This window comes from Geminocystis herdmanii PCC 6308, from assembly GCF_000332235.1.
GTDB lineage: Bacteria > Cyanobacteriota > Cyanobacteriia > Cyanobacteriales > Cyanobacteriaceae > Geminocystis > Geminocystis herdmanii.
On the sequence record NZ_CM001775.1, the window covers coordinates 1,330,427 to 1,354,795 of the forward strand.

Below are 24,369 nucleotides of genomic sequence, written 5' to 3' on the forward strand. Positions count from 1 at the left end.
GTCAATTACGTTTATAATTACTTCAACAAAATTATCTATTTGTTACCAGTAATTTCGTTTTATTAGAAGTAGCTGATGCTTTATCTTCTCCTCTTATTAGACAAAATACTGTTAATTTTATTAGTAATTTATCTAAGCTGAAATCTATCACAATAATCAGTTTAAGTAATAATTTATTTACTGAAGGATTAGAATTATATCGATCGAGAATTGATAAAGATTGGGGTTTAACAGATTGTATCAGTTTTGTGATTATGAAACAGGAGGGAATAACCGAAGCCTTTACGGCTGATAAACATTTTTCTCAAGCTGGTTTTATTCATTTATTAACATAGGTGAAAAAATAACAACTGATTGATTCAGTAAACCTTAATTAATCATGGTAGAATTAGGATAATAAATTTGATTTTCCATATATTAAGATAAATGTCTTTTTTACCAAAATATCGACCAGAAAAGTTATCATTAGGCTTCCTAGAAGAAGAAGTTTTAGAGATTATTTGGGATTTAGGATCAGCTAGTGCTAAGGATATTCATGAGAGAATTTTAGCAGACCCAGAACGGGAATTAGCCTACGCTTCTGTCATGACAGTTTTACAAAGATTGACAAAAAAAGGTTGGTTAAAATATGTTAAGAAAAGTCGTTGTTTTTATTGGACTCCTCTCATTTCTAAAGCACAAGCTAAGGCGGTTAAATCCTACGAACAATTAAACAATTTTTTAGCTATTAGTAATCCTGATGTGGTGGCTTCTTTTGCTGATAGTCTTGATACCGCTAGTGTAGAACAAATACAGGCGATCGCCGATCGATTAACTCAAATTCGTCAACAAAGAGGAGAAGATCAATAAAATGCACTTTATCCTAATTTTTACAGCTTTATTTATTGCTTATACTGTTCGATCGATCAGTACCCTAAAACAAGTAAAATATCAAAAAAAATGGGGTTTATCACTATTTTTATTTACCTTTCCTCCCCTCTTATTATTAATGACTTGTTTAGCGGTTTTTTTAATGGGTTATCATGGGGAAATGTGGGGCATAAAAGCCAGTAAATTTAGTTATTATTTAGCAGAAGGTTTTGTTATTTTTGCTATTTTTACCTTAATAAAAACGATCTGGAATCTTCATCAATTATCCTTATTAATTCAAGAATATCCCTTAGCAAATATCAACGGTGAAGATATTAAAATTATCGATACTTCCTTTCCTTACGCCGCTCAAGTAGGTTTTTGGGACTCTCAATTAGTCCTCAGTCAAGGGTTAATTCAACTATTATCTCCTGAGCATTTAAACGCAGTAATTGCCCACGAAACCGCCCATAAAATCAATAGAGATCCTTTCTTTTTCTTTTGGTTATCATACTTAGAAAGACTAACATTTTGGCTTCCTAATAATCAAAATTTGTGGAATAATTTACTACTTTTAAGAGAATTAAGAGCTGATAAAATTGCTTCTAAAACTGTAGATTTTTTATTGATAGCAGAAGCATTATTAACCGTTACAAATGCCTCGATCGAGCAAGAAAAACCCCTTAAGTTTAATTGGGAATGTCCTTTTACTAATTGCCGTTTAGAAGAAAGAATCGATAATTTACTCACAGAATCAGATGAATCTAGTAACTTTAATTGGGGGCAAGTAATCTGGTTATTTTTAGTCTTTATTCCTTGGATTTTTTTCCCATTTCATAACCCTTGTTAATAATTGACTTTCATAAATAAATTTTATATCTAACTTAGATATAATTTTGTTACCATAGAAACTTGATCACAAAGTGGCGCTGCTCGATCGAACCTGTCAAACATAAAATTCTTAATCACAATATACCTTTCTCAAATTTTATTGATTTATTATGAAAAAAAATCTCACATTTTTCTTGTTAGTAATATTAAGTTTATCTTTTTCTCTTACTAAATTTAATCCTGTTTCCGCTCAATCAAATAATATTCCGAGAGAACTTTTAGACATTGTTACTAAAATTGATTTAGGAGCAAATAATCAGGATTTAACCTTAATTGAAGCCAATATTTCCCCCCAATTTACTAATCAAGATGGACTAGATTATAATAGTTATATTTCTTCTCTCAAAAAAACATGGGAAAAATATGATGATTTAAAATATACCACCTCGATCGAATCGTGGAAAAGAGAAGGAGATCAATTAATCGCAACCACCATCACTAATATACAAGGCACTTATGATATTAGTGGTAAAAAATTAATCCTTAATTCCCAAATTAAATCCGAACAATATTTCATCAATAATCAATTAATTAAACAGAAAATTTTAACCGAAAAAACAGAGGTAACTTCAGGAGAAAATCCCCCCAACGTAACGATTAATTTACCAGAAAAAGTACGACCCGGACAAGAATTTGACTTTGATGTAATATTACAAGAACCTATAGGTTCTGATTTAATTTTAGGTGCGGCTTTAGAAGATAAAATTAACCCCGAATTGTACCTGAATCCCTCCACTTTTGAGCTAGATTCTTTATCCGCAGGGGGAATTTTTAAACGAGTAAAAATGCCAGTAACTTCTGAAGATCATTGGTATTCCGTAATCTTGATTCGCTCAGATGGTTTAAAGATGATTACTCAAAGAGTTCACAACGACGGCTAAAAATTTAATGAGGAATAAGGAATAAGGAATGATTAATTGGTAATTTATAACGTGCAATAAAAAATCTATTTTATCATAAATACTTTAGCTATTTTACGCTCGATCGAGCTACATTAATTAACAATCTTAGAGCATCATTAACAGACTTATTATCAGGAAAAATTTGAGCAATATCTGCGTCTAACAGAACTAAATTTTGTTCAGTTTTTTTACTAAATTTCTGGGCATTTTGCCAACATTCTGCATCAGTTTCAGGAGCTTCAGATAAATCAATATCTTCATCTTTGATATTTTTAATTCTTGTTAATTCTTCTTGACTAGGAATATAATTTGTTGTATTATTATTCATAATAGTAGTCCTCCCAAATTTTTCTTTCTTGTTTAGTTGCTTTTCTGGCGGAAATTAATCTAATAGTATCATTTTCTAATATAGTATAAGTGACAAATAAGACAATACCATAAACTTCGCCCAATACTTGCCATCTATCTTCACCATAAATATTAACTAATTTGATGTCTTTATAATATCAGAAAATTTCTTCTTCTCGATCGAAATGAAATAAAATTTTCATATTTAATAGTTAATATCTAATGTGAATTGAGCGAAGATTACCTTTAGGATTAATGACAACTCTAACTTTAATTATTTGTTCTTTTATGTTTATATTTTCTTCAAAAATTTGTCTTTCCCCAGAGATATTAATTAAATTTTCAGGATTTTAAGCTATTTTATTACCTAATTGAATTATAGCGTTTATCTAAATAGTGAGGAGTGAGGTACACCTATTTCTTAATATTAATCGGTTTGAGTTTTTCTCTGTACCTCATAAATATGAGAATTGCTATATTTTAATTGCCACCCAAAAAATAATTATTGAGAATCTTAAAAAATACTTAACAATTCTTTATAATGGAAAGAATAACGATCGAAGGTTATAGACAAAGTAAAGCTAGTGTATATGAATGTTACTAAGTCTTGATAACCAATAGGTAGTAATATAACGAATCTAAGTATGCAAGGTCAAGATATAATGATAAATTCTATTAATAGTGAGTTACAACCATTTCAAGGGCAACCTTGGTTAGTGGAAGAAAGAGACGCTTGTGGTGTCGGTTTTATCGCCTATCAAGATAATCGTCAATCCCATAAATTGGTGAAACAAGCACTGAAAGCCTTACACTGTATGGAACACAGAGGCGGATGTGGGGCAGACAGAGAAACGGGTGACGGTTCGGGTATTATGACTGGTATCCCTGTAGAAATCTTTAAAACATGGTTTGCAGACAATAATATTGAGATGCCCCCAGCCCAAGAATGGGGGGTTGGTATGGTATTTTTACCCCAAGATGAAAAGGAAGCCCAAGAAGGGCGCAAGTATGTAGAAGAAATGGTGGCGGTAGAGAGTCTTAAAACTCTTGGTTGGCGTACTGTACCTGTAAATTCTGATGTATTAGGGCAACAAGCCAAAGAAAATCAACCCCGCATCGAACAAATTATTGTTACCTCTGGAGATACTCACTACAAAGGAGATGAACTCGATCGAAGATTATATGTAGCACGTTCGAGAGTAGGCAAAAAATTAAGCGATGACTTCTATATTTGTTCTTTCTCCTGTCGTACGATCGTCTATAAAGGATTAGTACAAGGAGACGTATTAGAAAAATTCTACCTAGATTTACAAAACCCCGCCTATGAGAGCCGTTTTGCGGTGTATCATCGTCGTTTTAGTACTAACACCGTACCAAAATGGCCTTTCGCTCAACCCATGCGGGTTTTAGGACATAATGGGGAAATTAACACCCTCATCGGCAATATTAACTGGATGACGGTAAGGGAAGCAAATTTAGAATTACCCGGTTGGAGTCAAGAAGAATTTGACGGAGTTACTCCCATCGTCAACATGAATAATAGTGACTCCTACAACCTAGACAGTTCTTTGGAACTATTAGTGCGTACAGGACGCAGTATTCCCGAAGCCCTGATGATTCTCGTACCTGAAGCCTATAAAAATCAACCAGAGTTAGAAAAATATCCCGAAATTATCGACTTTTATAACTACTATAGCGGATTAAAAGAACCTTGGGATGGTCCTGCTTTACTCGCTTTTAGTGAAGGTAAAACTGTGGGCGCTTGTCTCGATCGAAATGGTTTACGTCCAGCGCGGTATGCTATCACCAAAGATGGCTATGTGGTAGTAGGATCAGAAACTGGGGTGGTTGACTTAGACGAATCAGAAATCATCGAAAAAGGCAAATTAGGTCCCGGTCAGATGATTGTGGTGGACTTAGAACATAATAAAATCCTCAAAAACTGGGAAATTAAACAAGAAATCGCCTCCCAAAAACCCTACGGGCAATGGTTACAAGAATATCGCTTACATATTCCCCTCACCCCCAGCCCCTCTCCCACAGGAGAGGGGAGAAATGTAAAACAGGCTTCTAGCCTGTCAGACACTAACTTAGTGCAACAACAGACAGCCTTCGGTTATACCCTCGAAGATGTGGAGATGGTTATTACTGCCATGGCAAAAGACGGTAAAGAGCCTACATTCTGTATGGGGGATGATATTCCTTTAGCTGTGTTATCGGATAAACCTCGTTTATTGTATGATTACTTTAAGCAACGTTTTGCCCAAGTTACCAACCCTCCTATTGATCCTTTACGGGAAAGTCTGGTAATGTCGTTACAGATGCACTTAGGTGAAAGAGGTAATTTACTGCACATTGAGCCGAAAAACGCTCATACCCTCTTAATCGATTCTCCCGTGTTGTCTGAAGCTGACTTAGATTTTATCAAAAAATCTGACTTTGCCACCATTGAATTGTCCACCCTCTTTTCGATCGAATCTGGACCTGATGGCTTAAAATTAGCCTTAGAAAGATTATGTAATGAAGCCACCCAAGCAGTCAAAGAAGGGCATCAAATCATTATTTTAAGCGATCGCACCCCCCCTAACTTCCCTTCACAAGGAGATCGATCCCCCCTAGCCCCCCTTACAAAAGGGGGGAACAATACAGAAGAAGTCCCCCTTACCAAGGGGGGAAATGAGGGAAAAGTCCCCCTTACTAAGGGGGATTTAGGGGGATCAATCAACGCTGAAACTGCTTATATTCCTCCCTTATTGGCTATGGGTGCAGTGCATCAACACCTAATTAAAGAAGGATTGAGACTCAAAACCTCCTTAATTGCTGATACTGCTCAATGTTGGAGTACTCATCATTACGCTTGTCTCATTGGTTTTGGTGCTTCCGCCGTTTGCCCCTACCTTACCTTACAAACCGTATCTGCTTGGTGGCATGACGAAAAAACTCAAAAATTGATGGAAAATGAGAAAATCGATCGAATTTCTGAGATACAAGCCTTAAATAACTATCGTAAATCCGTCGAAGCTGGATTACTCAAAATCTTGTCGAAAATGGGTATTTCTCTGTTGGCTTCCTATCACGGGGCGCAGATTTTTGAATGTATCGGCTTGGGTGTAGATGTCATGGAAATGGCATTCAAAGGCACAACTAGCCGTGTCGGTGGTTTAAACCTTCAAGAAGTAGCTAACGAAATCATCAGTTTTCATCAAAAAGCCTTCCCTGAATTACAAGGCAAAAAATTAGAAAATTATGGCTATGTCAACTATAAAAAGGGTGGAGAATATCACATGAACTCCCCTGAAATGGCAAAAGCCTTACATAAAGCCGTATCCGCTTATGGTACTGAGGAAGGTTATGATCATTATGAATGGTATCGCAACTATTTACAAGATCGTCCTCTTACCGCATTAAGGGATTTACTGGAATTTAAGAGCGATCGATCGGCTATCTCGATCGATGATGTGGAGTCCGTAGAGAGCATTGTTAAACGCTTTTGTACAGGGGGGATGTCTTTAGGAGCATTAAGCCAAGAAGCCCACGAAACCCTCGCTATTGCCATGAATCGTATCGGCGGAAAATCCAACTCTGGGGAAGGAGGAGAAGACCCGAACCGTTATAATATCATTGATGAAGTAGATGAACACGGCAAACATCCTTTATTCCCTCACCTCAAAGGATTAGAAAAAGGCGATCGAGCTACCTCTGCTATCAAACAGATTGCTTCTGGTCGTTTTGGTGTCACTCCTGAGTATTTAATGAGCGGTGAACAACTGGAAATCAAGATGGCACAAGGGGCGAAACCCGGTGAAGGTGGACAGTTACCCGGTAAAAAAGTTAGTGAATATATCGCTATGCTACGCCGTTCAAAACCCGGTGTTACCCTCATTTCTCCTCCTCCTCACCACGACATCTATTCTATTGAGGATTTAGCCCAATTAATCCACGACTTACACCAGATTAACCCTAGTGCTAAGGTATCCGTTAAATTAGTGTCGGAAGTGGGTATCGGTACGATCGCCGCAGGGGTAGCCAAAGCGAATGCTGATGTCATTCAAATTTCTGGTCATGATGGTGGTACAGGTGCATCACCGTTAAGCTCCATTAAACACGCAGGTTGCCCTTGGGAATTGGGAGTTACGGAAGTACATCGCACTTTACTAGAAAATCAACTGCGCGATCGAGTTTTACTCCGTGCTGACGGTGGTTTAAAAACGGGTTGGGATATTGTCATGGCGGCGTTAATGGGCGCTGAAGAATATGGCTTCGGTAGCATTGCCATGATTGCAGAAGGCTGTATTATGGCTCGTGTTTGCCACACCAATCAATGCCCTGTAGGGGTTGCCACTCAACAAGAGCGATTACGTCAACGTTTCTCAGGTGTACCTGCGGATGTGGTTAATTTCTTCTACTTTGTAGCGGAGGAGGTTCGATCGATCCTTGCTAAACTAGGTTATCGTAGCTTAGATGAGATTATCGGGCGTGGTGACTTGTTAACCTACCGTGACGATGCAAAACTTGCCAAAACCAAAGCCCTTGTTTTAGACTGTTTAACCAACCTTCCTGACGTGACAACTAACCGTGATTGGTTGAATCATGGAGAAGCTCACACTAACGGCAACGTTTTAGATAATGAAATCCTCGCTGATACTGCTATTACCGATGCTATCCACCATCAGGATATTGTAACCAAAGAGATCAACATTATCAATACCGATCGATCGGTCGGGGCAAGAATTGCAGGAGTCATCGCTAAACAATACGGCGATTATGGCTTTAATGGACAACTCAACCTCAACTTTAAAGGCATTGCAGGACAGAGTTTTGGGGCTTTCAACCTTCAAGGCATGAATCTTCATCTCGAAGGAGAAGCTAACGACTACGTTGGGAAAGGCATCAATGGAGGTTCGATCGTTATTGTACCTCCTACTGAGTCAACTTTTGAGGCTTCTGATAACGTCATTTTAGGCAATACCTGCTTATACGGTGCTACTGGTGGTGAATTATACGCTAATGGACGAGCAGGAGAGCGTTTTGGGGTGCGTAACTCGAAAGCAACAGCAGTAATTGAGGGTGCAGGAGATCACTGTTGCGAATATATGACAGGAGGCTTAATTGTCGTATTAGGAAATGTTGGGCGTAACGTGGGTGCAGGTATGACAGGAGGCTTAGGCTACTTCTTAGATGAGGAGGGCAATTTTGAGGCAAAAGTTAACCCTGAAATCGTCAAAATTCAGCGTATTTGTACCCCCGAAGGTGAGGCACAATTAAAAGAATTAATCACCAATCATGTGGCAAAAACAGGTAGTAAAAAAGGTCAATTAATCTTAGATAATTGGGCTAATTATGTACCGAAATTCTGGCAAGTTGTTCCTCCTTCGGAAGCGGAAAACCCTGAAGTTAAAGCTCAAAAAGAGTTAACAACGGTGTAATTTAATTTTGTGGTGGGCAATGCCCACCCTACGGAGAAATGCCAACTGTTTTAAGATATAAAGGTTATCGTTTTTATTTTTATAGTCATGAACCAAATGAGCCTCCCCATATTCATGTAGACAAAGATAATTTATCGGCAAAATTTTGGTTATCTCCAATTTTTTTAGCTAGAAATATTGGTTTTTCTGGAAAAGAATTGAGAAAAATTCAGTCTATTGTAGAATCAAATCAAACAAATTTTTTGGAGGCATGGAATGAGTATTTTAGCTGATATAAGAGTCAAAAATGTAATCATTGAAGATGATAATTTAGCGGTAGAAATTATGGATGGGCGTACGATAAAAGCTCCTTTAGCATGGTATCCTCGCTTATTTAATGCAAATCAAGAACAATTACAAAAATGGCAAATTTGTGGTGGTGGCTATGGTATTCATTGGGAAGAAATTGATGAAGATATAAGTGTAGAAGGATTATTACGAGGTGCAACTGCCCCTGATTATGAAGCAAATATTACTTTAAGGAGGTAATTTAGTTTTATTTTGTTTTCATATTTATATAAATATCCATTTAATAAAAATTCCATGAGGTAAAAATAATGAATCAAATTAAAGAATATAATTTAGTGGTTTTAAATGAAGATACTGAAGTAACTCATAAAGAAACTTTGAAGAAAATTTTATTACGTCGAGGGCAAGTAGGAACAGTTTTAATGGATTTTAATCAAGAGGCTTTTTTAATTGATTTTGTCGATCGAAATGGTGTTACTTATGCCATGGAAACGGTAAGAAAAGAAAATTTAATTCCTTTAATTTATGAGTCGATCGAACTATTAGTATCCTAATATTAAAGTATTTATTAATGTATAATTTGATGGTGGAATTCGCCAACTCTATTTGTTTTAACTTATACTAAAAAACTAATCAATAATATGTTGTATGATATTCATATCAAAAATTTTCGTTGTTTTTCAGATACAAAAGTACAAGGTTTTCAAAGATTAAACTTAATTGGAGGAAAAAATAATTCTGGAAAAACTGCGTTATTAGAAGCAGTATATTGTTGCATATTACCTATTCCTCAAAGTTTTCTTTTTTTAAAACACTTAAGGAATGAATCTTATCTTGATTCTCCTAGCGATAAATATTGGGATAATTTATTTTTTAATAGAAACAATAATCAATTAATTCAAATTACTTCTGGTTATTTAAAATTTATTGATCATCACGATTCTTTACCGATAACGAATAGCGTAATAGTAAAAAATTTATCTACCTCAGAGTTTGATTTTAACAATACAAATATCAAATTTTTAAATGATAATTTCAAAGGAAAATTAACAGGTAATTCAAGGTTAACTATTAAATCAGAGTCAGGAAATGATAACTGGCACACAGAAAAAGAATATACGATTATAAAACGTCATTCTTCCGATTTAGAAATAATATCTAATCAACTAACATCTCAAGGTATTTTATATAAAGGCGGAACAAAATATCAACAAAAATATAGCCAATATATAGAGCAATTTTTGAAACAAATACCTGTTTTTTCCCCGTCATCATTACCAAAAATTTCCAGTAGAGAATTAGCCCAATATTTTGATTTAGCAATACTTAATGAAAAATCAGAAGAAATACTAAAGATTTTGCAAAAACTTGATCCTTCTATTATAGAAATTAGAAGTTTAAATATAGGAGAAGCTGATATTTATTTAAGGAGGGAAGGGGAAACTTTTTTACCAATTTCTCTATTTGGTGATTGTTTTAATCGAGTTTTAGATATTATTTTAAGATTAATTAATACTAAAAATAGTGTGTGTTTAATTGATGAAATAGAAAATGGTATTCATTATCAAAATCAAAGAGAATTTTGGCGTAGTTTGTTTAAGTTAGCCGTGGAATTAGATATTCAAATTTTTGCCACAACTCACAGTTTAGAAATGATAAAAGCCTTTGCTGATATAGGTTTAGAATATCCAAATGAAGGGGCTTATTTTGAATTAGCAAGACATGAAAAAACGAATCAAATTGTGAGTATAAAAAGAGATTTAGATGTTTTGCAATATTCTTTAAAGCATGAAGGAGGAGTCGGGTTAAGAGGTGAGTAATATTCTTATTGTTGAAAGCAAAAACGATCGATTTTTTTTTGATGCTTTAATTAATTATCTCAATCTACCAATCGAAACGGAAATTATCGTTAATGAATACGAAACTTTAGATGGTTTATCAGAAAAAATATTAATAGAAAAAATCAAAAGTTTACAAGCTCGTAATGTGAAAAAACCAATTGATAAGTTAGGTATTATTATCGATATTGATAATTACACGGTAGCGAAGAGAATAGAATTTATTAATAATTGTTTAAATCCAGTTTTTTTAGATATAAATACATTGAAAAATACCCATGAATTTATTGAAGCATCTACTCCTAGTAATAAGATTAAAATAGCTTGTTATTTTACGAATATTGAAGGAAAAGGAGAATTAGAAACGGTATTAAAAGCGATCAAATCTCAAGATTCACCTCATGCAGATTGCCTTGAAGATTGGCAAAAATGCTTAGAAAATCAAGGTAGAAATATCAAACAAAAAGACTTTGATAAATTTTGGGTAAATATTTACATTCGTTATGATACTTGTTCTAATAAAGAAAGAAAACAAGCAGGTAAAAAATGCAGTATGAATAATTTTGAATACGTTATGACTAATAAAAAAGATATTTGGAATTTTGAAGATAAAAATTTACAGGAATTAAAAGATTTTTTATTGTTATTTAATGAAAAAATCAATGAGTAAAATAAAAGCTATTTTAATGGGTAAAGATGCCATGTCATAAAGGCATGGATTAACACGGCAAAAGAGAAATGATTTAAGAACATTTGATTTTGTTTAATTTCACCCCATAAACATTGTCGATATTCGATGCAAATGGTGACAAAATAAGCCCCTTGTTGACTATAATCATAATGTTTTAAACGGTGTGACGACGATCGAAGAACATAATATAATATATAAATTATAAAGTTAAATGAGTTAATGGGTAAAATAGATAAATTAATTGCTAAGATGAGGAATAATCCTCGTGATTGGAGAATTGAAGATATTGAATGTATGGCAATTTATTATGGATTTAAAAAGAGATTAGCAAGTGGTTCTCATGTCACTTTTTAACACCCTTTATTAACAGAGATTGTCACAATTCCCGCCCATAAACCGATTAAACCTATTTATATTAAAAAATTACTTGAATCAATAGATAAGGTCAAAAATAAGTCATAATTTACCATATCCCTATATTTTAAAACCGTTATCTCCCGAAGATGGAGGCGGTTATTTAATCGAATTTCCTTATTTACTCGGTTGTATGTTTGATGGTGAAACAGAAGAAGAAGCTATTTTAATGGGCAAAGATGCTGTAGAAGCATGGATTAATACAGCTAAACAGTGCGATCGAGCTATCCCTAAACCAAGTAATAAAAAAGAGACATTAAGTTTAAGTTAATTTCATTTTATTTGATTAAGAAAAACCATGACAAATAAGCAATTAATTTTTCAAGAAATTGAAGAAATACCAGAACAAAAATTAGCAAAAATATTAGATTTAATTCGTGTATTTAAAAGTACCATAAAATTGGCAGAAAACTCTTATAAACCTATTTGGGAAATTGCCGATGAGATTATAAATGATATTCCTGATCATGTTTTTGATCAACTACCCTCCGATGGTGCTGAAAATAAAGATTGGATAAAGAATACAGTTTAATTGAACTTTTAACAACTTTCTGAAATTTATTATATTTTTTTTACAGAAATGATTTAGGATTGCTATATGTGTGTTTATTCTGACGAAAAACTGTGCCTATCAATACAAAAATTAAACTACTTTGTGAGCCTACCCATGATTTGTGGTTACAACAAGCCTTAAATAACTTAGATGTGATTTTATTAGATCATTCCCATTGTGAAAGAAAAGCGGCGGGAGTGGCAGTAAATCTTTTGTTTCGTTATCCTTCCCATCAACAATTAATCTATCAACTTACCAGTATTGCTAAAGAAGAATTAGAACATTTTGAACAAGTTAACTATTGGTTAGAAAAAAAGAGCATTCCCCTTGCACCGTTAAAACCTTCTCCCTATGGTGCAACTTTAAAGGATGCCATTAGACGACATGAGCCTGATCGATTGTTAGACTCTCTTTTAGTATCGGCTTTAATTGAAGCTCGATCGCATGAAAGGCTAGGATTATTAGGGGAATATTGTCCCGAAGCAGAATTGGCTAAATTTTATCGGGGTTTAATGGCTTCGGAAGCTCGACATTATGGTATTTATTGGGTATTAGCTACTCAATATTTCGATCGAGCCACTGTAGAGGAAAGACTAGAGGAGTTAGCCGAACTAGAAAGCGACATACTCCGTAATCTTTATCCGGAACCAAGAATACACAGTTAACGTAAGTTAGTTTCTGTTTTTGGGTAATAAAGCAATGGGATTAATGGGCTTTTGTCCTTGGGGATGGATTTCAAAGTGTAAATGAGGACCCGTACTAAAGCCTGTACTTCCCATATTGGCTATATGTTGCCCTTGTTTAACAAATTGTCCTCGGCGTACATGAATCTTACTATTGTGAGCATAAAGTGTTACAGTGCCATCAAAATGACGTATTTTTACTAAGTTACCGAAACCGCCAGAGTTCCAACCAGCGCTAACAACTTCTCCTTCGGCAGCAGCAACGATGGGAGTACCTACAGGAGCGGCAATATCAATTCCTCGGTGCATTCTACCCCAACGTGGACCATAACCTGAAGTAAAGACTCCTTTGGCTGGCCAAATATAACCAGTAAAGGGTCGATCGCCTTCGGGAAGAAAAGGATCAGGGGAATTTATTTCAGGTAAATCTGGGGAAACCATCTGTCCTGCTGACGGCGTAACCATGGGGTTATAGTATTCCACTTCAATAGGAATTACACTAACTAAATCCTCCGAAGGATTAAGATTATTTCTAGGAGATTCAGAAGGGTTAATAATCCTATTGTTCAAAGGTTGAGAATTGACCTTAAATTCTCTTGGATTATTACTAATTAAGGTAGGTTGTTCTACTTTTTCGATCGAGATTTGAGTTTCAGTCTGTTGTGTTGTAACTTCACTGGAGGGTATAACAACAGGTATAGGAATAGATTGATTAACAGGAATAGAATTATTAACGGTGGTAGCTGGTTGGGTTTCTACCTGAATGGGTATAGATATGTATTGATTGTTAGCAGGTTGAGAAGGTAACTCTACGGCAATAGGTAAAGACGCAGATTGACTAGGAGGATTAGTGAAATTTTGGGCGACTAAAGTGGGAGAATCGACTTTTTTTGTTGTCAGACTTTTAACGTTCGCTAAAGGAGGATTGTCTTTTGCTTCCTCGAAAAGACTTGTTAACCTTTGATTTTTGGCGATGGAGTAATTATTTCGATCGACATTCTCTACCACAGAAATAGAAGCGTGAGAAGGTACAGTTTGGGCATTTTCGACTAAAGCAGAAACTTCTTCCGCCTTCGTGACTAATAAAGTCGGGCGAGAAAGTTCTAAGTTTTCCGTAGCATTAACAGGATTAGTAGCTTTGGCAACATTAGGGATTAAAACTAATCCTAAACCAAGCACGATGGCTGTTTGAGGTAATTTGGGCAATACTAATTTTAGATTCATGAATACAATTTCCTTTTTACTCGTCACACTCTTAAAATTGGACGGCAAACTATCGAATGAAACGATAATCTACTACTGAACATTAATTGAATGATTGTTATTTTTTGACTAAATTTTAGATCAATATATCAATAAATGTCACTCTAATTTTTGAATAATGATATAAATTTCTTATACATTAATTCTCTTATTCTTGTAAATAAGAGTTATAAACCATCAGAAAAAGATAAAAACAGAATCTAAAAAGACTTTTTTCTCTCTAAAGGTGAAAAAAAGATTATATATTTATAAGTTTAAATAATGAATCTTAAATGAGAATCCTTAAAAATTTATAAAGCATGACAAAAAGTATTGCCCATGCTTAATGTTTACCAACAAACTTTTTTAAAGAAACATTTAACTATTCACCATAGATTTTTGTTTCGAGAGAATGAATAAGCTACCATCGCCTCCTCTCCCGATGCGTAAAGATTCATCAATATAGGTGATTTTTAAACTGGGAATTCTCCCTTGAGGATTTCTGGCATTAAATGTTTTAAAAGGGTCTAATATTGGTGTTTTAATACCAAAAATTTTTTGAATGGAAATATATCTTTGATCAAAATTGACATTAATAATGTCATCAGGTAAAGTTTCATTTTCCTGAATTTTCGGCTCAAAAGTAGCAGTTACTTTCACATAGCCATTGATTAATCCAGTGGAATCTTTGACAAAAGCGATATTAAAAAACGAGGCTTTTTGAGTGTTAATTATTTGGTAAACTTGCTGTAACTGAAAGCCAAAAGGTAACTTATTTAACGATCGAATTTCCCTAGCCGTAGAATAATGTAATTGCCAAATACCATCTAATAAGTTAACTCCATAGAGTAGAGGTTTCGGAAACGGATTACAACTTTCTAAGTTAAGAGTTATATCTTCAAGATAACCACTTTCGGTGGTAGAAACCATTAAATCGGTGATGGGATATTGGGGATTGATGTTTCTGTTTTCTGCCAGAGTTTTGATTTCTGATAATAGTGTTTCTTTGAGAAGAAGACGATTTTTCAAAATTTTATTTCACCTTATATATTTAGAGTTTATTTTTATCAGTATTCTTGTGATTTACGACAAATTAAAATATTGAAGTTGGTCTAATGATGTCGCTCACAGTAAAATTAAGGTTAGGAATAACAACGTTGAATACTAAGGCAATTTTAACATGACTAGCTCGATCGAGACTGATTTAACAAAAGATAAGTTAAAAGAAAATCAATTAAAACATCTATTAAAAAGAATCAAAGCGATAAAACTGGAAATTCAGGAAAAATATGAAATAGAAGAATTAGGATTATTTGGTTCTTATGTACGAGGTGAAGAAACAGAAAATAGTGATATAGATATTTTGATTCAATTTACACCTAATGCTAAATTAGGTTTATTTAAGTATTGTGAATTACAAAATTTACTCAGTGATTATTTGGGGAAAAAAGTAGATTTGGTCATGAAAAGTGGTTTAAAACCTCATATCGGAAAACACATTTTAAATGAAGTTATTTATTTATAAAAAGAGAATTAAAAGATTATCTTGAAGATATTTTGAAAGCCTTAAATAATATCGAAAAATTTACGAATGGATTTAGCTTCAATGCTTTTGTTGAAGATGAAAAAACTAATTTTGCCGTGATTCACGCCATCCAAATTATTGGAGAAGCTACTAATAAAATACCTAAAGAGATACAAAATAAATATTCTTATATTCCTTGGAGAAGTATAAAGGGAATGCGAAACTTAATTGCTCATAAGTATTTTGCAGTGAATCTTAAAATTATTTGGAATAGCATACAAAATGATTTACCCATTCTCAAACCAGTAATTGAGGATATTCTTAAAAATCTAAAATAAATCTCCAGAATATGTAATATCTTCAATCTACTTCAAAATGACCAACCACGATCGAACAAAAAGCAAAAGCAAAAACTAAAGGCATAGGACAATTAAGAAGATAAGTTAAGAGAATCGCTGTGATAGTAAATACGATCGCACTACCTAGCCAAATTTTTTCCTGTGGAGAAAAACCCTTATCAGCTTTGATTTGAATTAAAGTTTCCTTGGGAATGGGTAAAGGTATCACCCCGTGAGGTGGAAATGCCCAATAGTCACAACGTTCTACAAACAAATCAGTCCAACCGTTGTCTTGACACCACTCTTTAATCCAGTCATCCGAAAAATGTTTCATTACCCTTTATAAGATTTGATTGCTTACTTTTTTTAGATTATCAAATGTTTTTTAAAGGGTTTTATTTTCTTTATTAAATTTAATATTTAAGAAATTTTACTGAGTATAAATACTTATATTGAGGATTAGAGTTTGCTGAATAAGTCAGAAAGCTATTAAAATCAAAACTTTTAACTTTATTTCCTCTAAATATCATTATGCTTATTACCAAGTATAACAGCATCAAAGCCTTGATTTTTCATTATTTAACCTAAAACCTAACACCTAAAACCTAACACCTAAAACCTAACATCTCCATAATTATTCATTCCTCAATGTTTGATCAACTGTCAACCATCAAATTAACGACGAGGTACTTTATCTAAACTAATATTTAACGCAGATACACGAGGGGTTGGTGAACCTTTAGCATTAATACTACGCGCCATACTGAGGTATAGAGAAGGATCTCCTGCTTTTGCTTGTTTTTCTTGGGGTACGAAACGACGTACTTGATTTTGCCAAATAATTTGAGGGAATCCGAGAATAGCACGATGGTAAGCATCGTAACGAGGAGAAGAAATATTAAATGGTCTTTCTCCTAATTCACGGGAAGGTAAATTACGACGGCGTTGGTAAGGTACGATGTCATAACCAAAGTTTTCTAAGTATTCATCAGAGTTTAATAACTCATCAACAAAGCCTTTGATTCCTTTGTTTACAACCACGATCGACCAAGCGATTTTTTCTTTTTCGCTGTAAGGTTCACGACCCAATACTTTTTGAATACAGTGCTGTACAAAGCGATAGTTACTATTTTTATCGTAAAAACTATTTTTAAAGGTTTCGGATAATAATAAACCACGAATAAAATCACGCACGGTAATTTGTTTATTGCGTAATTGAGATTCTAAGGCTATTTCACGATCGGATTTGAAAGCATGAAAGAAGATTTGACGATAAGCCGCTTCGATCAATACATCCATATCAGATGCACTATAAAGACTTTCAGCGTTATAGATTCTGGGTTGTTCATCTCCACCGACTTCAAAACCTGCTACACGAGTATTTTGAGAGTTAGGTGCGTAATTTAAAAGAGGAATAGCCAATGTTAAGACCTCCGTATCTTAAGATTATCTTAAATGTTTTTTTCTACAATCATTAGCATAATCCACAACGGCATTTTACCTGAAAAAACGTAAAGAATTGTTACAGTTACCTGAGTGAACCATAAAATTTTAGATAAGGGTAGGAGAGAGGAGATAGGAGAGAGGAGATAGTACTAAGAATTGATTTAAACTTATGTAAAATTCATTTTTGGCAATTATTTACCTTTATTTAATTATTTTCTTTGACTAAAATTTGAACTGTTATTAGTCAATAACCCTTATTTTAAAAGGTTTTTAATCTCGAACTCAGGGAATCTAAATTAAATTTTCAGAAGCCCAAATCATTGTAGAGATGTAAAATTTAACCCTTCTACGGAAAATATGTCAGAAATCAACTTATTACCTTATGAATTTTTTTTGCTAATTCTGTATGGAGTTGATGACTGGCTTTATAGGCTAAATAGTGCGCCCGTGGTATTTTGCCCAATAAACTCAAGTCACCGATAAAATCTAAGAGTTTATGCCTAACAGCTTCGTTTTCAAATCTGAGGGGAGGATTTAACCAACCGCTATGATCACACACTAGGGCATTTTCAAGGCTTCCTCCTTTGATTAATCCTGCTTCTTGGAGTTGTTTTATTTGATCGGCAAAGCCAAAAGTACGGGCAGGGGCGATCGAGCTTACAAAATTTTCTCGTTGAGGATACCAACTATACCATTGATTTTGGAGAACGGCATAGGGATAATCCACACCGCAACTAAACTTCATTTCAGGGGAAGGTATCACGGCACAAAAAGCATCCCCTTTTCTTACCCAAATTTCTTCTTCTATGGTTTCGGTTACTGCTTGAAAGGGATTTTCTGATTGATAGTCGAGATGATTTACCCACTCTTGGGCTGAACCATCTAACAAAGGAACTTCACAACCATCGATGGAAATTTCGGCATCTTCAATACCGCAACCGATTAAACTGGCTAATAAGTGTTCTACTGTCCTAATTTTTGCTTCCCCGTTGCTCAATTCTGTGGATAAAGTTGTAGTCGCAATAGATTCGATCGAGGCTGGAATAATGGGTTTATCTGGTAAATCCACCCTGACAAAATAACGTCCTTTCCCTTTTTGAGCAGGGGAAACTTTAACGGTAGTTTTAACGCCAGAATGAAGACCAATACCAGATAATTCAAAAGGTGTGAACATAAGTAAGTAATTGAGAATTGAGAATTGAGAATTGAAAATTGAAAATTAAGAATATTTCTCTCATTCATTATCCATTATCCATTATCCATTCTTCATTCTCCATTCATTATCTTACTTGTTTGAGACTTTCCACTTTCTTGGTGAATAGTTCTGTAAATAGACTTAGTACTGTACGATTTTCTTTTACTTTGATGTTAACACTGATGGACATCCCCGATTGTAAAACCACAGGCTCACCCCTGATGACTAATTCTTGGGCATCTAATTCTACTTTGACAGGAAAACGATAAAAGTTATAAATTTGATCGGGTTCGAGGGCATCTGAGCCGACAAAAAATACTTTTCCTTTGATGTCTCCAAATTCACTATAGGGGAAGGAATCGATACGAACATCGGTAATTTGTCCTACTTGCACAAAACCTATATCTTGGTTAGTAACATAAACTTCTGCAATGAGGGGATTATCAGGACCGGGATCGGGTACAATTTTTAACAGTGCTTCCGATTGTCCACTTTTAGGCACGAAACCTTTTCCAGCTTTTAAGTCAAAAACTGTACCTGATACGGGAGCTTTTAATTCTTGATATTTAATGGTTTGGTTCGCGCTACTGATTTGACTGGTAAGTTCAGAAATACGCTTTTCGTTATCCACAATCACTTTATTGATTTGACTGTCTAATTCGGCTATTCTTTGGCTATTGACTGCCATACGATCGCGCACATCTTTTTCTGTAACGGCGATGGTGTTTTCAAATTGTTGTTGCGCTTGATTAATGGTGACACGCAAACGAGATTCTTCTTCTTTGAGTTGCTCAATTTCTGCTAAACGGGTTTCTATTTGCTGTTTTTGATTTTCAAATTCAATGATACCGTTAGATTTTCGATCGACCAAATCTCGTCTTTTATCTTGTACCTGTTGTTTTTGTCTTTCAATTTGAATACTGGCTAAAGCACCTTCTTCTGATAAAGGTTGAATACTCTCTAAAATTTCTTGATCAATACGCAAACTTTCTTCGGCTTCTTTGATGGATTGTTTATTACGAAACTCGATTTCTTGAAGTACTCGTCGATCGTTCAATAATTGTTTTTGAGTATCCTGTAATTTAACTCGATTTTGAGTCAGTTGTTTTTCAATTTGATCAGCTTCTAGTTTAGCCGCACTCGATCGAGAATTTAACTCCGCAAAGGCGGCTTGTAATCGAGACGCTTCATCAGCTCTCAAGCTACCGATGTTATGATTTCCTTCGGCTAACTGTATTTGATATAGTTTGTTTTCTGCCACCAATTCCGCTCGATTTAAAGCTAATGCTTCTATTTCAGCAGGTAATTTTAATTCTGTGATCGATCGTTGTATTTGTTCTGGGGTGATATTAGCATTAATCAGAGTACGATAAAATTTATTTTCTTGTATTAAAGAATTTCTGATTTTTTGGAGAGATTCTAATTCCGCTTCTGTAGCTTCCGAATCAAAAACTAACAATGAATCACCTTTTTGAATTTTTTGTCCATCTTCCACATTAACTTCTCTGACAACACCATTTAATGGCGCTTGAACTTCTTTAACTGTAGCTTTCGGTTTTAGTTGTCCTTGAGCCGTTACAACTTGCTCTATTTTGGCAATGGCCGCCCAAACGATAGCAAATACCGTCACCCCCATAATACTCCAGATCATCGTTCTTGACCAAATAGGAGAAGGTTTAAGAATGACATCCTTTTCAAATTCAGAAATATCTAAGTTAATAGCTGTATCAGAATTTTTCTGATTACCATTGAGAGAATTTTCAGGAGATTGTAATAATGGGTCTATATTTACTGTCTTGCCGTTGTTATTAACCATAATTAAATATTATAAATAGGGGATTAGAAACTAGCTTATCAATTTTCTGAGGGAAAAGTTCCATATTGTGTACTAAAATTTACTTCTAAGTACTGATGCAAAATAGATTGTGGACTTTGGGTATTAGGTATTAGGTATTAGGTAAAAAAGTGAAAAATCGATAATTTTATGAGCTAAGGTTAATTTAGTGGTACGATCGAACATAATTTGTTCTCCTTGACGATCGAGCCATACTCCTTCATTAGTATCTGTAGCAAACCCTGCGTTATCTTTATCTATCGGATTAGCAACTATGGCATCTAAATTTTTCCGTTGCAATTTTTCCTTCCCAGGGGTGATAATATCTCCCGTTTGAGCGGCAAATCCGATTAATTTTTGACTTGACTGCTTCATTTCCCCTAATTTAGCCACAATATCATTAACTTGCTCTAATTCAAGGCTAGAGGGTAAAGATTTTTTACTCAATTTCTGGGAAGCATAATGTCGGGGTTTCACATCCGCAACTGCTGCCGCCATATAAGTTATATCCGCTTGAGGAAAATTACTCACCATTGCCGATTCCATTTCTTGGGCGGTGGTAACAGGAATAATTTGCACAGGAGGCAACAGTTGTAACAATTCGGGGTTGATATTTCCTGCCACTAACGTAACATTTCCTCCTCGATAATAACAGGCGTTGGCTAAGGCTATGCCCATTTTCCCCGTGGCAGGATTGCCCATAAACCTAACAGGATCAATGTATTCCCTTGTGTTTCCAGCACTAATTAAAATATTTTTGCCCACTAAATCCCGTTTTCCTTTACTGACAATAATAGACTCGATCGAGCTTAAAATTTCCTTTGCCTCTGCCATTCTGCCCTTACCGATTCGATCGCACGCCAATAAACCCGTGTTAGTATGTAAAAGATGATAACGGCTATCTTGAGCCAATTTTTGCCAATTATCCTCCACAGACTTTTGTAACCACATTTCCGTATTCATGGCAGGGGCGACTATAATCGGACAAGTAGAAGCCAAAACCGTGTTAGTCAATAGATTATCAGCTAAACCATGGACTAATTTACCTAAAGTATTAGCGGTTAAAGGTGCAATAACCATTAAATCCGCCCATTCTCCTAGGGTAATATGTAACGGACGCTCATAGACAGGTTGCCAAAAATCTCCATCGACAGAAGCAGGTTTTCGAGCTAAAGTAGAAAAAGTTAAAGGAGTGACAAATTTTTGAGCTGATTCCGTGAGAATAACCTCCAAATTTGCCCCCAGTTGAAACAAATGGGAGACGACTTCGCACACCTTATAAGCGGCGATACCACCTCCCACACCAACTAAAATGTTTTTTCCTGTCAACGGATGACTATGATTCGTCATAACCCTCAATATCTAAAAGATAGAAATAAGGCTCGACTAAATCTTCCCGATGGAATGCGATGGCGCGTAATAAATGCCAATCTTGTAAACCATCAAAAGGTGTATTATAGTCATCTAGCTCAAGTCTAGCGGCAATTTCAGCCACCTCCTCCGCCGTGATTTTAGAATAGTCTTCTTCTTTTAAAGTTACAGTTGTCATAGCTTTACCCTCCCTTATTAGGAGATACTGATTTTACCCCACTTTGTATTTTAACCATCTTTGCACTCTTAACCACTAATCGTTAACAATAAGTAATTAATCAGAAAATGGATAGAATAGTATTTTCTCACCTCAGTTCGACATAAAGAAAATGATGAAAACTAGACAGGTGGACAAGTGGACAAGTGGACAAGTGGACAAGTGGACAAGTGGACAGGGAGAAAAATTCTCAATATTTGATGTACTTTTGAGAGAATTTTATTCATTCACCAGAAATACAATCTTCCTGTCTGCCTGTCTTCCTGTCAACGAGAGTCAGCCCTCACCTATTTTTATATCGAACTCAGGTTTTCTCAATTCTCATTCCTCGATTCTTATGACTTTATTTACTAATTTTAAGATTACTTTTGCACCCCTTTCCTTATCTCAAGTGTATCAACTAGCAGATAATGCTGGTAATGGTGCGATCGTGCTTATGAGTGGTACAGTAAGAAATAAAACCGAGGGGAAACCTGTTAAATATTTAGAATATCAGGCTTACGAACCTATGGCGATAAAAATTTTTCAAGATATTAGCCATCAAATTAAAGAACAATGGCAAGATGTGAATAGTGTTATCATCCATCATCGTATCGGCAAATTAAATATAGGTGATATTAGTGTCTTAGTTGCCGTAGGATGTCCTCATCGTGGAGAAGCCTTTAGTGCTTGTGGTTATGGCATTGATACCTTAAAGCATAATGCTCCTATTTGGAAAAAAGAACATTTTGAAGACGGAGTTAGTAGTTGGGTTAGTATCGGAATGTGTGAACAATTAAAGATGAATAATTGTTGAGAAAAAGCAAGATTATCTCATTTGAAACAATTTATTTTTTCTGTTGTGCTTGAACTTTACTTTCTTCCCTAGCTTTATGTATATGATCATAAACCTTGACCAACATTTTTTGTTCAGACATCAAGGTAAAATTTTGACGTTCTTTGCCATTTTCTGATTTATTATTGATTTTTTGGGTGGGGTTTTCTTCTGGAGATGTCACTCCCATTAAAGATTCTGTACCTAAATAAAAAGACAAATATCCGACACCAATACCAATAGATAGACTACTGATTAGTACTAGAATACTTGCGATCGCAGTAGGGGAACGTAGCGAAGAAGTATTTGTTTTCATAAAAAGAAAAATTTGACAAAAAGATAACAATATATTTTATAATGGGAAAGGTTAAAAAATACCAGGGTTGGCCGAGCGGTTGAGGCAGCGAACTCATAATTCGCCCAAGACAGGTTCAACTCCTGTACCCTGGATAAATCAATTACTGTCTATCATCCATAATTTCTCTTAAGGAAGTATCAAAAGGATTAGGTAAATCTTCGGTGCGTATAGTAGGGTCTCCTTCTTTTAACTGTCTAAAATAATCATACATGATAACGTTTAACAGTAAGGCATCATTAGTGATATTATTCTCAGGAAAAGAGCCTTGAGGAAAGCTACGCATTCCTAAAATAGTATCAATTTGTCCTGCTAGACTCGCACCTTCAAAAAAATTCCCACTATGGGTAGAAAAGGCTTCATTGACTAATCTACTCATATTCATTGGGCGGTATTCAACAGTTTCTACTTCGGGAGATTTGGAAGAGTCAACTGGTTTAGCAGAAGTGGGATTAGTAATCACACAGGTTAGAGTTGTTAACGTGGCAATGGCAACAAAACGAGAAATTTTTGATAACATAATTGATATTTGGTAAGATCATGTTACTCTCATTGTAACTGATTTATCGAAAAACATTTATGGAAAATAATAACACTATTTTAAAACAAGAATTATTAGATTTAATCGTTAAATATGCTTATCAAGAAGGGGATTTCACTCTTTCTTCGGGACAAAAAAGTAATTTTTATCTTAATTGTAAACAGGTGACTTTAAGGGCAGAAGGTGCTTTATTAGTAGGTAAATTAATCTTTTCTCTCTTGAGTGATAATACTACTGCCGTAGCTGGTTTAACTTTGGGAGCTGATCCGATGGTTACAGCTGTAAGTTTAGTGTCTGCTTTAGAAAATAAGCCTATTCCAGCATTAATTGTGCGTAAAGAGGCAAAAGGACATGGTACACAGGCTTATATTGAAGGGGTTAGTTTGCCTTCTGGTGCTAATGTGGTTGTTTTAGAAGATGTGGTAACAACAGGAAAATCTGCTATGTTGGCTGTAGAAAGATTAAGGGATGCCAGTTATCAGGTTAACAAAATTATATCTTTGATCGATCGACAAGCAGGAGGTAGTGAATTTTATCAATCTCAAGGGTTAGAATTTGAGAGTCTTTTTACTTTAGAAGAGATTAGAAATAATTAGGAATTAGGAATT

General features: G+C 34.9%; 27 protein-coding genes, 1 tRNA gene and 2 pseudogenes. 18 read left to right on the plus strand and 12 right to left on the minus strand.

Annotation, left to right across the window (positions count from 1 at the left end; translation table 11 throughout):
• Positions 1–50: 50 nt before the first annotated feature.
• The 4 genes and pseudogenes from SYN6308_RS25450 to SYN6308_RS06800 form a co-directional block, all read left to right on the plus strand.
• Positions 51–335: pseudogene (locus SYN6308_RS25450) on the plus strand (type II toxin-antitoxin system VapC family toxin); the annotation flags it as partial.
• A 91-nt stretch (positions 336–426) separates the two neighbouring features.
• Positions 427–849 (plus strand): BlaI/MecI/CopY family transcriptional regulator, encoded by a 423-nt coding sequence (locus SYN6308_RS06790; RefSeq protein WP_017293685.1) that lies wholly within the window; start codon positions 427–429, stop codon positions 847–849.
• A 1-nt stretch (position 850) separates the two neighbouring features.
• Positions 851–1,699, plus strand: coding sequence for a M56 family metallopeptidase (locus tag SYN6308_RS06795; RefSeq protein WP_017293686.1), 849 nt, complete (start codon positions 851–853; stop codon positions 1,697–1,699).
• 151 nt (positions 1,700–1,850) lie between these two features.
• On the plus strand, positions 1,851–2,621 hold the full coding sequence (locus SYN6308_RS06800; protein ID WP_017293687.1) for a hypothetical protein: 771 nt from the start codon (positions 1,851–1,853) through the stop codon (positions 2,619–2,621).
• Positions 2,622–2,709: 88 nt separating this feature from the next.
• Here SYN6308_RS06800 and SYN6308_RS21985 read toward each other — a convergent pair whose 3' ends face one another.
• Positions 2,710–2,970, minus strand: a complete 261-nt coding sequence (locus SYN6308_RS21985) for a hypothetical protein (RefSeq protein WP_017293688.1) — start codon at positions 2,968–2,970, stop codon at positions 2,710–2,712.
• A complete protein-coding gene (locus SYN6308_RS23805; protein WP_083879529.1) occupies positions 2,963–3,136 on the minus strand; it encodes a BrnT family toxin in 174 nt (57 codons plus the stop codon). The genes SYN6308_RS21985 and SYN6308_RS23805 overlap by 8 nt, the downstream gene beginning before the upstream one ends.
• 498 nt (positions 3,137–3,634) lie before the next feature.
• On the opposite strand from SYN6308_RS23805, the gene gltB reads away from it, so the two are divergent.
• From gltB to miaE, 9 genes are all read left to right on the plus strand, one after another.
• A complete protein-coding gene (gene gltB, locus SYN6308_RS06820; RefSeq protein ID WP_017293690.1) occupies positions 3,635–8,416 on the plus strand; it encodes a glutamate synthase large subunit in 4,782 nt (1,593 codons plus the stop codon).
• A 38-nt stretch (positions 8,417–8,454) separates the two neighbouring features.
• Positions 8,455–8,688, plus strand: a complete 234-nt coding sequence (locus SYN6308_RS06825; protein ID WP_017293691.1) for a DUF4160 domain-containing protein — start codon at positions 8,455–8,457, stop codon at positions 8,686–8,688.
• Positions 8,672–8,944: a DUF2442 domain-containing protein gene (locus tag SYN6308_RS06830; protein WP_017293692.1), complete on the plus strand. Its 273-nt coding sequence runs from the start codon at positions 8,672–8,674 to the stop codon at positions 8,942–8,944. Before SYN6308_RS06825 ends, SYN6308_RS06830 begins: the two co-directional genes overlap by 17 nt.
• 68 nt (positions 8,945–9,012) lie before the next feature.
• Complete coding sequence (locus SYN6308_RS06835) at positions 9,013–9,258, plus strand: DUF4926 domain-containing protein (protein ID WP_017293693.1); 246 nt, start codon at positions 9,013–9,015, stop codon at positions 9,256–9,258.
• Positions 9,259–9,345: 87 nt separating this feature from the next.
• Positions 9,346–10,524, plus strand: coding sequence for an AAA family ATPase (locus SYN6308_RS06840; protein WP_017293694.1), 1,179 nt, complete (start codon positions 9,346–9,348; stop codon positions 10,522–10,524).
• A complete protein-coding gene (locus tag SYN6308_RS06845) occupies positions 10,517–11,212 on the plus strand; it encodes a DUF3226 domain-containing protein (protein WP_017293695.1) in 696 nt (231 codons plus the stop codon). The genes SYN6308_RS06840 and SYN6308_RS06845 overlap by 8 nt, the downstream gene beginning before the upstream one ends.
• Before the next feature lie 499 nt (positions 11,213–11,711).
• Complete coding sequence (locus tag SYN6308_RS25455) at positions 11,712–11,918, plus strand: type II toxin-antitoxin system HicB family antitoxin (protein ID WP_272943059.1); 207 nt, start codon at positions 11,712–11,714, stop codon at positions 11,916–11,918.
• A gap of 27 nt (positions 11,919–11,945) precedes the next feature.
• Positions 11,946–12,179 (plus strand): hypothetical protein, encoded by a 234-nt coding sequence (locus SYN6308_RS06860; RefSeq protein ID WP_017293698.1) that lies wholly within the window; start codon positions 11,946–11,948, stop codon positions 12,177–12,179.
• A gap of 92 nt (positions 12,180–12,271) precedes the next feature.
• The gene (gene miaE / locus SYN6308_RS06865) at positions 12,272–12,865 is read left to right on the plus strand and encodes a tRNA-(ms[2]io[6]A)-hydroxylase (protein ID WP_017293699.1); all 594 of its coding nucleotides are present in this window, start codon (positions 12,272–12,274) and stop codon (positions 12,863–12,865) included.
• A 6-nt stretch (positions 12,866–12,871) separates the two neighbouring features.
• Here miaE and SYN6308_RS26070 read toward each other — a convergent pair.
• Together SYN6308_RS26070 and SYN6308_RS06875 are read right to left on the minus strand one after the other, a co-directional pair.
• A pseudogene (locus tag SYN6308_RS26070) lies at positions 12,872–13,324 on the minus strand (M23 family metallopeptidase); the annotation flags it as partial.
• A 1,179-nt stretch (positions 13,325–14,503) separates the two neighbouring features.
• On the minus strand, positions 14,504–15,154 hold the full coding sequence (locus SYN6308_RS06875) for a PAP/fibrillin family protein (RefSeq protein WP_017293701.1): 651 nt from the start codon (positions 15,152–15,154) through the stop codon (positions 14,504–14,506).
• Between the two features lie 151 nt (positions 15,155–15,305).
• Here SYN6308_RS06875 and SYN6308_RS06880 point away from each other — a divergent pair, with 151 nt between their 5' ends.
• Both SYN6308_RS06880 and SYN6308_RS06885 read left to right on the plus strand, forming a co-directional pair.
• A complete protein-coding gene (locus tag SYN6308_RS06880; protein ID WP_017293702.1) occupies positions 15,306–15,650 on the plus strand; it encodes a nucleotidyltransferase family protein in 345 nt (114 codons plus the stop codon).
• A gap of 32 nt (positions 15,651–15,682) precedes the next feature.
• Entirely contained in the window at positions 15,683–15,988 is a 306-nt protein-coding gene (locus SYN6308_RS06885; protein ID WP_017293703.1) for a HepT-like ribonuclease domain-containing protein, read from the plus strand.
• A gap of 22 nt (positions 15,989–16,010) precedes the next feature.
• Here the strand turns inward: SYN6308_RS06885 and SYN6308_RS06890 are convergent, their stop codons facing one another.
• The 6 genes from SYN6308_RS06890 to isiD all read right to left on the minus strand — a co-directional run bounded on the left by SYN6308_RS06890 (position 16,011) and on the right by isiD (position 22,012).
• The gene (locus SYN6308_RS06890) at positions 16,011–16,322 is read right to left on the minus strand and encodes a slr1957 family protein (RefSeq protein ID WP_017293704.1); all 312 of its coding nucleotides are present in this window, start codon (positions 16,320–16,322) and stop codon (positions 16,011–16,013) included.
• A gap of 341 nt (positions 16,323–16,663) precedes the next feature.
• The gene (locus tag SYN6308_RS06895; protein ID WP_017293705.1) at positions 16,664–17,410 is read right to left on the minus strand and encodes a phycobilisome rod-core linker polypeptide; all 747 of its coding nucleotides are present in this window, start codon (positions 17,408–17,410) and stop codon (positions 16,664–16,666) included.
• 391 nt (positions 17,411–17,801) lie between these two features.
• Positions 17,802–18,608 (minus strand): UDP-3-O-acyl-N-acetylglucosamine deacetylase, encoded by an 807-nt coding sequence (lpxC, locus tag SYN6308_RS06900; RefSeq protein ID WP_017293706.1) that lies wholly within the window; start codon positions 18,606–18,608, stop codon positions 17,802–17,804.
• A 106-nt stretch (positions 18,609–18,714) separates the two neighbouring features.
• Positions 18,715–20,445, minus strand: a complete 1,731-nt coding sequence (locus SYN6308_RS06905; RefSeq protein WP_017293707.1) for an HlyD family efflux transporter periplasmic adaptor subunit — start codon at positions 20,443–20,445, stop codon at positions 18,715–18,717.
• Between the two features lie 123 nt (positions 20,446–20,568).
• Positions 20,569–21,813, minus strand: a complete 1,245-nt coding sequence (coaBC, locus tag SYN6308_RS06910; protein WP_017293708.1) for a bifunctional phosphopantothenoylcysteine decarboxylase/phosphopantothenate--cysteine ligase CoaBC — start codon at positions 21,811–21,813, stop codon at positions 20,569–20,571.
• Positions 21,800–22,012, minus strand: a complete 213-nt coding sequence (gene isiD, locus SYN6308_RS06915) for a protein IsiD (RefSeq protein WP_017293709.1) — start codon at positions 22,010–22,012, stop codon at positions 21,800–21,802. The genes coaBC and isiD overlap by 14 nt, the downstream gene beginning before the upstream one ends.
• A gap of 376 nt (positions 22,013–22,388) precedes the next feature.
• Here isiD and SYN6308_RS06920 point away from each other — a divergent pair, with 376 nt between their 5' ends.
• Positions 22,389–22,847, plus strand: a complete 459-nt coding sequence (locus SYN6308_RS06920; RefSeq protein WP_017293710.1) for a molybdenum cofactor biosynthesis protein MoaE — start codon at positions 22,389–22,391, stop codon at positions 22,845–22,847.
• 31 nt (positions 22,848–22,878) lie between these two features.
• Here the strand turns inward: SYN6308_RS06920 and SYN6308_RS06925 are convergent, their stop codons facing one another.
• Positions 22,879–23,181, minus strand: a complete 303-nt coding sequence (locus SYN6308_RS06925) for a hypothetical protein (protein ID WP_017293711.1) — start codon at positions 23,179–23,181, stop codon at positions 22,879–22,881.
• 61 nt (positions 23,182–23,242) lie between these two features.
• Here SYN6308_RS06925 and SYN6308_RS06930 point away from each other — a divergent pair.
• Positions 23,243–23,315: transfer RNA gene (locus tag SYN6308_RS06930), tRNA-Ile, on the plus strand.
• 8 nt (positions 23,316–23,323) lie between these two features.
• Here the strand turns inward: SYN6308_RS06930 and SYN6308_RS06935 are convergent.
• Positions 23,324–23,740, minus strand: a complete 417-nt coding sequence (locus SYN6308_RS06935; RefSeq protein WP_017293712.1) for a hypothetical protein — start codon at positions 23,738–23,740, stop codon at positions 23,324–23,326.
• Positions 23,741–23,799: 59 nt separating this feature from the next.
• Here SYN6308_RS06935 and pyrE point away from each other — a divergent pair, with 59 nt between their 5' ends.
• Positions 23,800–24,357, plus strand: coding sequence for an orotate phosphoribosyltransferase (pyrE, locus tag SYN6308_RS06940; protein WP_017293713.1), 558 nt, complete (start codon positions 23,800–23,802; stop codon positions 24,355–24,357).
• The last annotated feature ends 12 nt before the right edge of the window (positions 24,358–24,369 follow it).

Excerpts from the sequence above, each read along its gene's own strand:
- gltB (WP_017293690.1), top strand. The coding sequence starts at position 3,635 with ATGCAAGGTCAAGATATAATGATAAATTCTATTAATAGTGAGTTACAA.
- SYN6308_RS06825 (WP_017293691.1), top strand. The coding sequence starts at position 8,455 with ATGCCAACTGTTTTAAGATATAAAGGTTATCGTTTTTATTTTTATAGT.
- SYN6308_RS06835 (WP_017293693.1), top strand. The coding sequence starts at position 9,013 with ATGAATCAAATTAAAGAATATAATTTAGTGGTTTTAAATGAAGATACT.
- SYN6308_RS06790 (WP_017293685.1), top strand. The coding sequence starts at position 427 with ATGTCTTTTTTACCAAAATATCGACCAGAAAAGTTATCATTAGGCTTC.
- SYN6308_RS06800 (WP_017293687.1), top strand. The coding sequence starts at position 1,851 with ATGAAAAAAAATCTCACATTTTTCTTGTTAGTAATATTAAGTTTATCT.
- SYN6308_RS06840 (WP_017293694.1), top strand. The coding sequence starts at position 9,346 with ATGTTGTATGATATTCATATCAAAAATTTTCGTTGTTTTTCAGATACA.
- SYN6308_RS21985 (WP_017293688.1), bottom strand. The coding sequence starts at position 2,970 with ATGAATAATAATACAACAAATTATATTCCTAGTCAAGAAGAATTAACA.
- SYN6308_RS06920 (WP_017293710.1), top strand. The coding sequence starts at position 22,389 with ATGACTTTATTTACTAATTTTAAGATTACTTTTGCACCCCTTTCCTTA.
- SYN6308_RS06795 (WP_017293686.1), top strand. The coding sequence starts at position 851 with ATGCACTTTATCCTAATTTTTACAGCTTTATTTATTGCTTATACTGTT.
- isiD (WP_017293709.1), bottom strand. The coding sequence starts at position 22,012 with ATGACAACTGTAACTTTAAAAGAAGAAGACTATTCTAAAATCACGGCG.
- SYN6308_RS06890 (WP_017293704.1), bottom strand. The coding sequence starts at position 16,322 with ATGAAACATTTTTCGGATGACTGGATTAAAGAGTGGTGTCAAGACAAC.
- pyrE (WP_017293713.1), top strand. The coding sequence starts at position 23,800 with ATGGAAAATAATAACACTATTTTAAAACAAGAATTATTAGATTTAATC.
- coaBC (WP_017293708.1), bottom strand. The coding sequence starts at position 21,813 with ATGACGAATCATAGTCATCCGTTGACAGGAAAAAACATTTTAGTTGGT.
- SYN6308_RS06935 (WP_017293712.1), bottom strand. The coding sequence starts at position 23,740 with ATGTTATCAAAAATTTCTCGTTTTGTTGCCATTGCCACGTTAACAACT.
- SYN6308_RS06905 (WP_017293707.1), bottom strand. The coding sequence starts at position 20,445 with ATGGTTAATAACAACGGCAAGACAGTAAATATAGACCCATTATTACAA.
- SYN6308_RS06925 (WP_017293711.1), bottom strand. The coding sequence starts at position 23,181 with ATGAAAACAAATACTTCTTCGCTACGTTCCCCTACTGCGATCGCAAGT.
- lpxC (WP_017293706.1), bottom strand. The coding sequence starts at position 18,608 with ATGTTCACACCTTTTGAATTATCTGGTATTGGTCTTCATTCTGGCGTT.
- SYN6308_RS06880 (WP_017293702.1), top strand. The coding sequence starts at position 15,306 with ATGACTAGCTCGATCGAGACTGATTTAACAAAAGATAAGTTAAAAGAA.
- SYN6308_RS06860 (WP_017293698.1), top strand. The coding sequence starts at position 11,946 with ATGACAAATAAGCAATTAATTTTTCAAGAAATTGAAGAAATACCAGAA.
- SYN6308_RS06830 (WP_017293692.1), top strand. The coding sequence starts at position 8,672 with ATGAGTATTTTAGCTGATATAAGAGTCAAAAATGTAATCATTGAAGAT.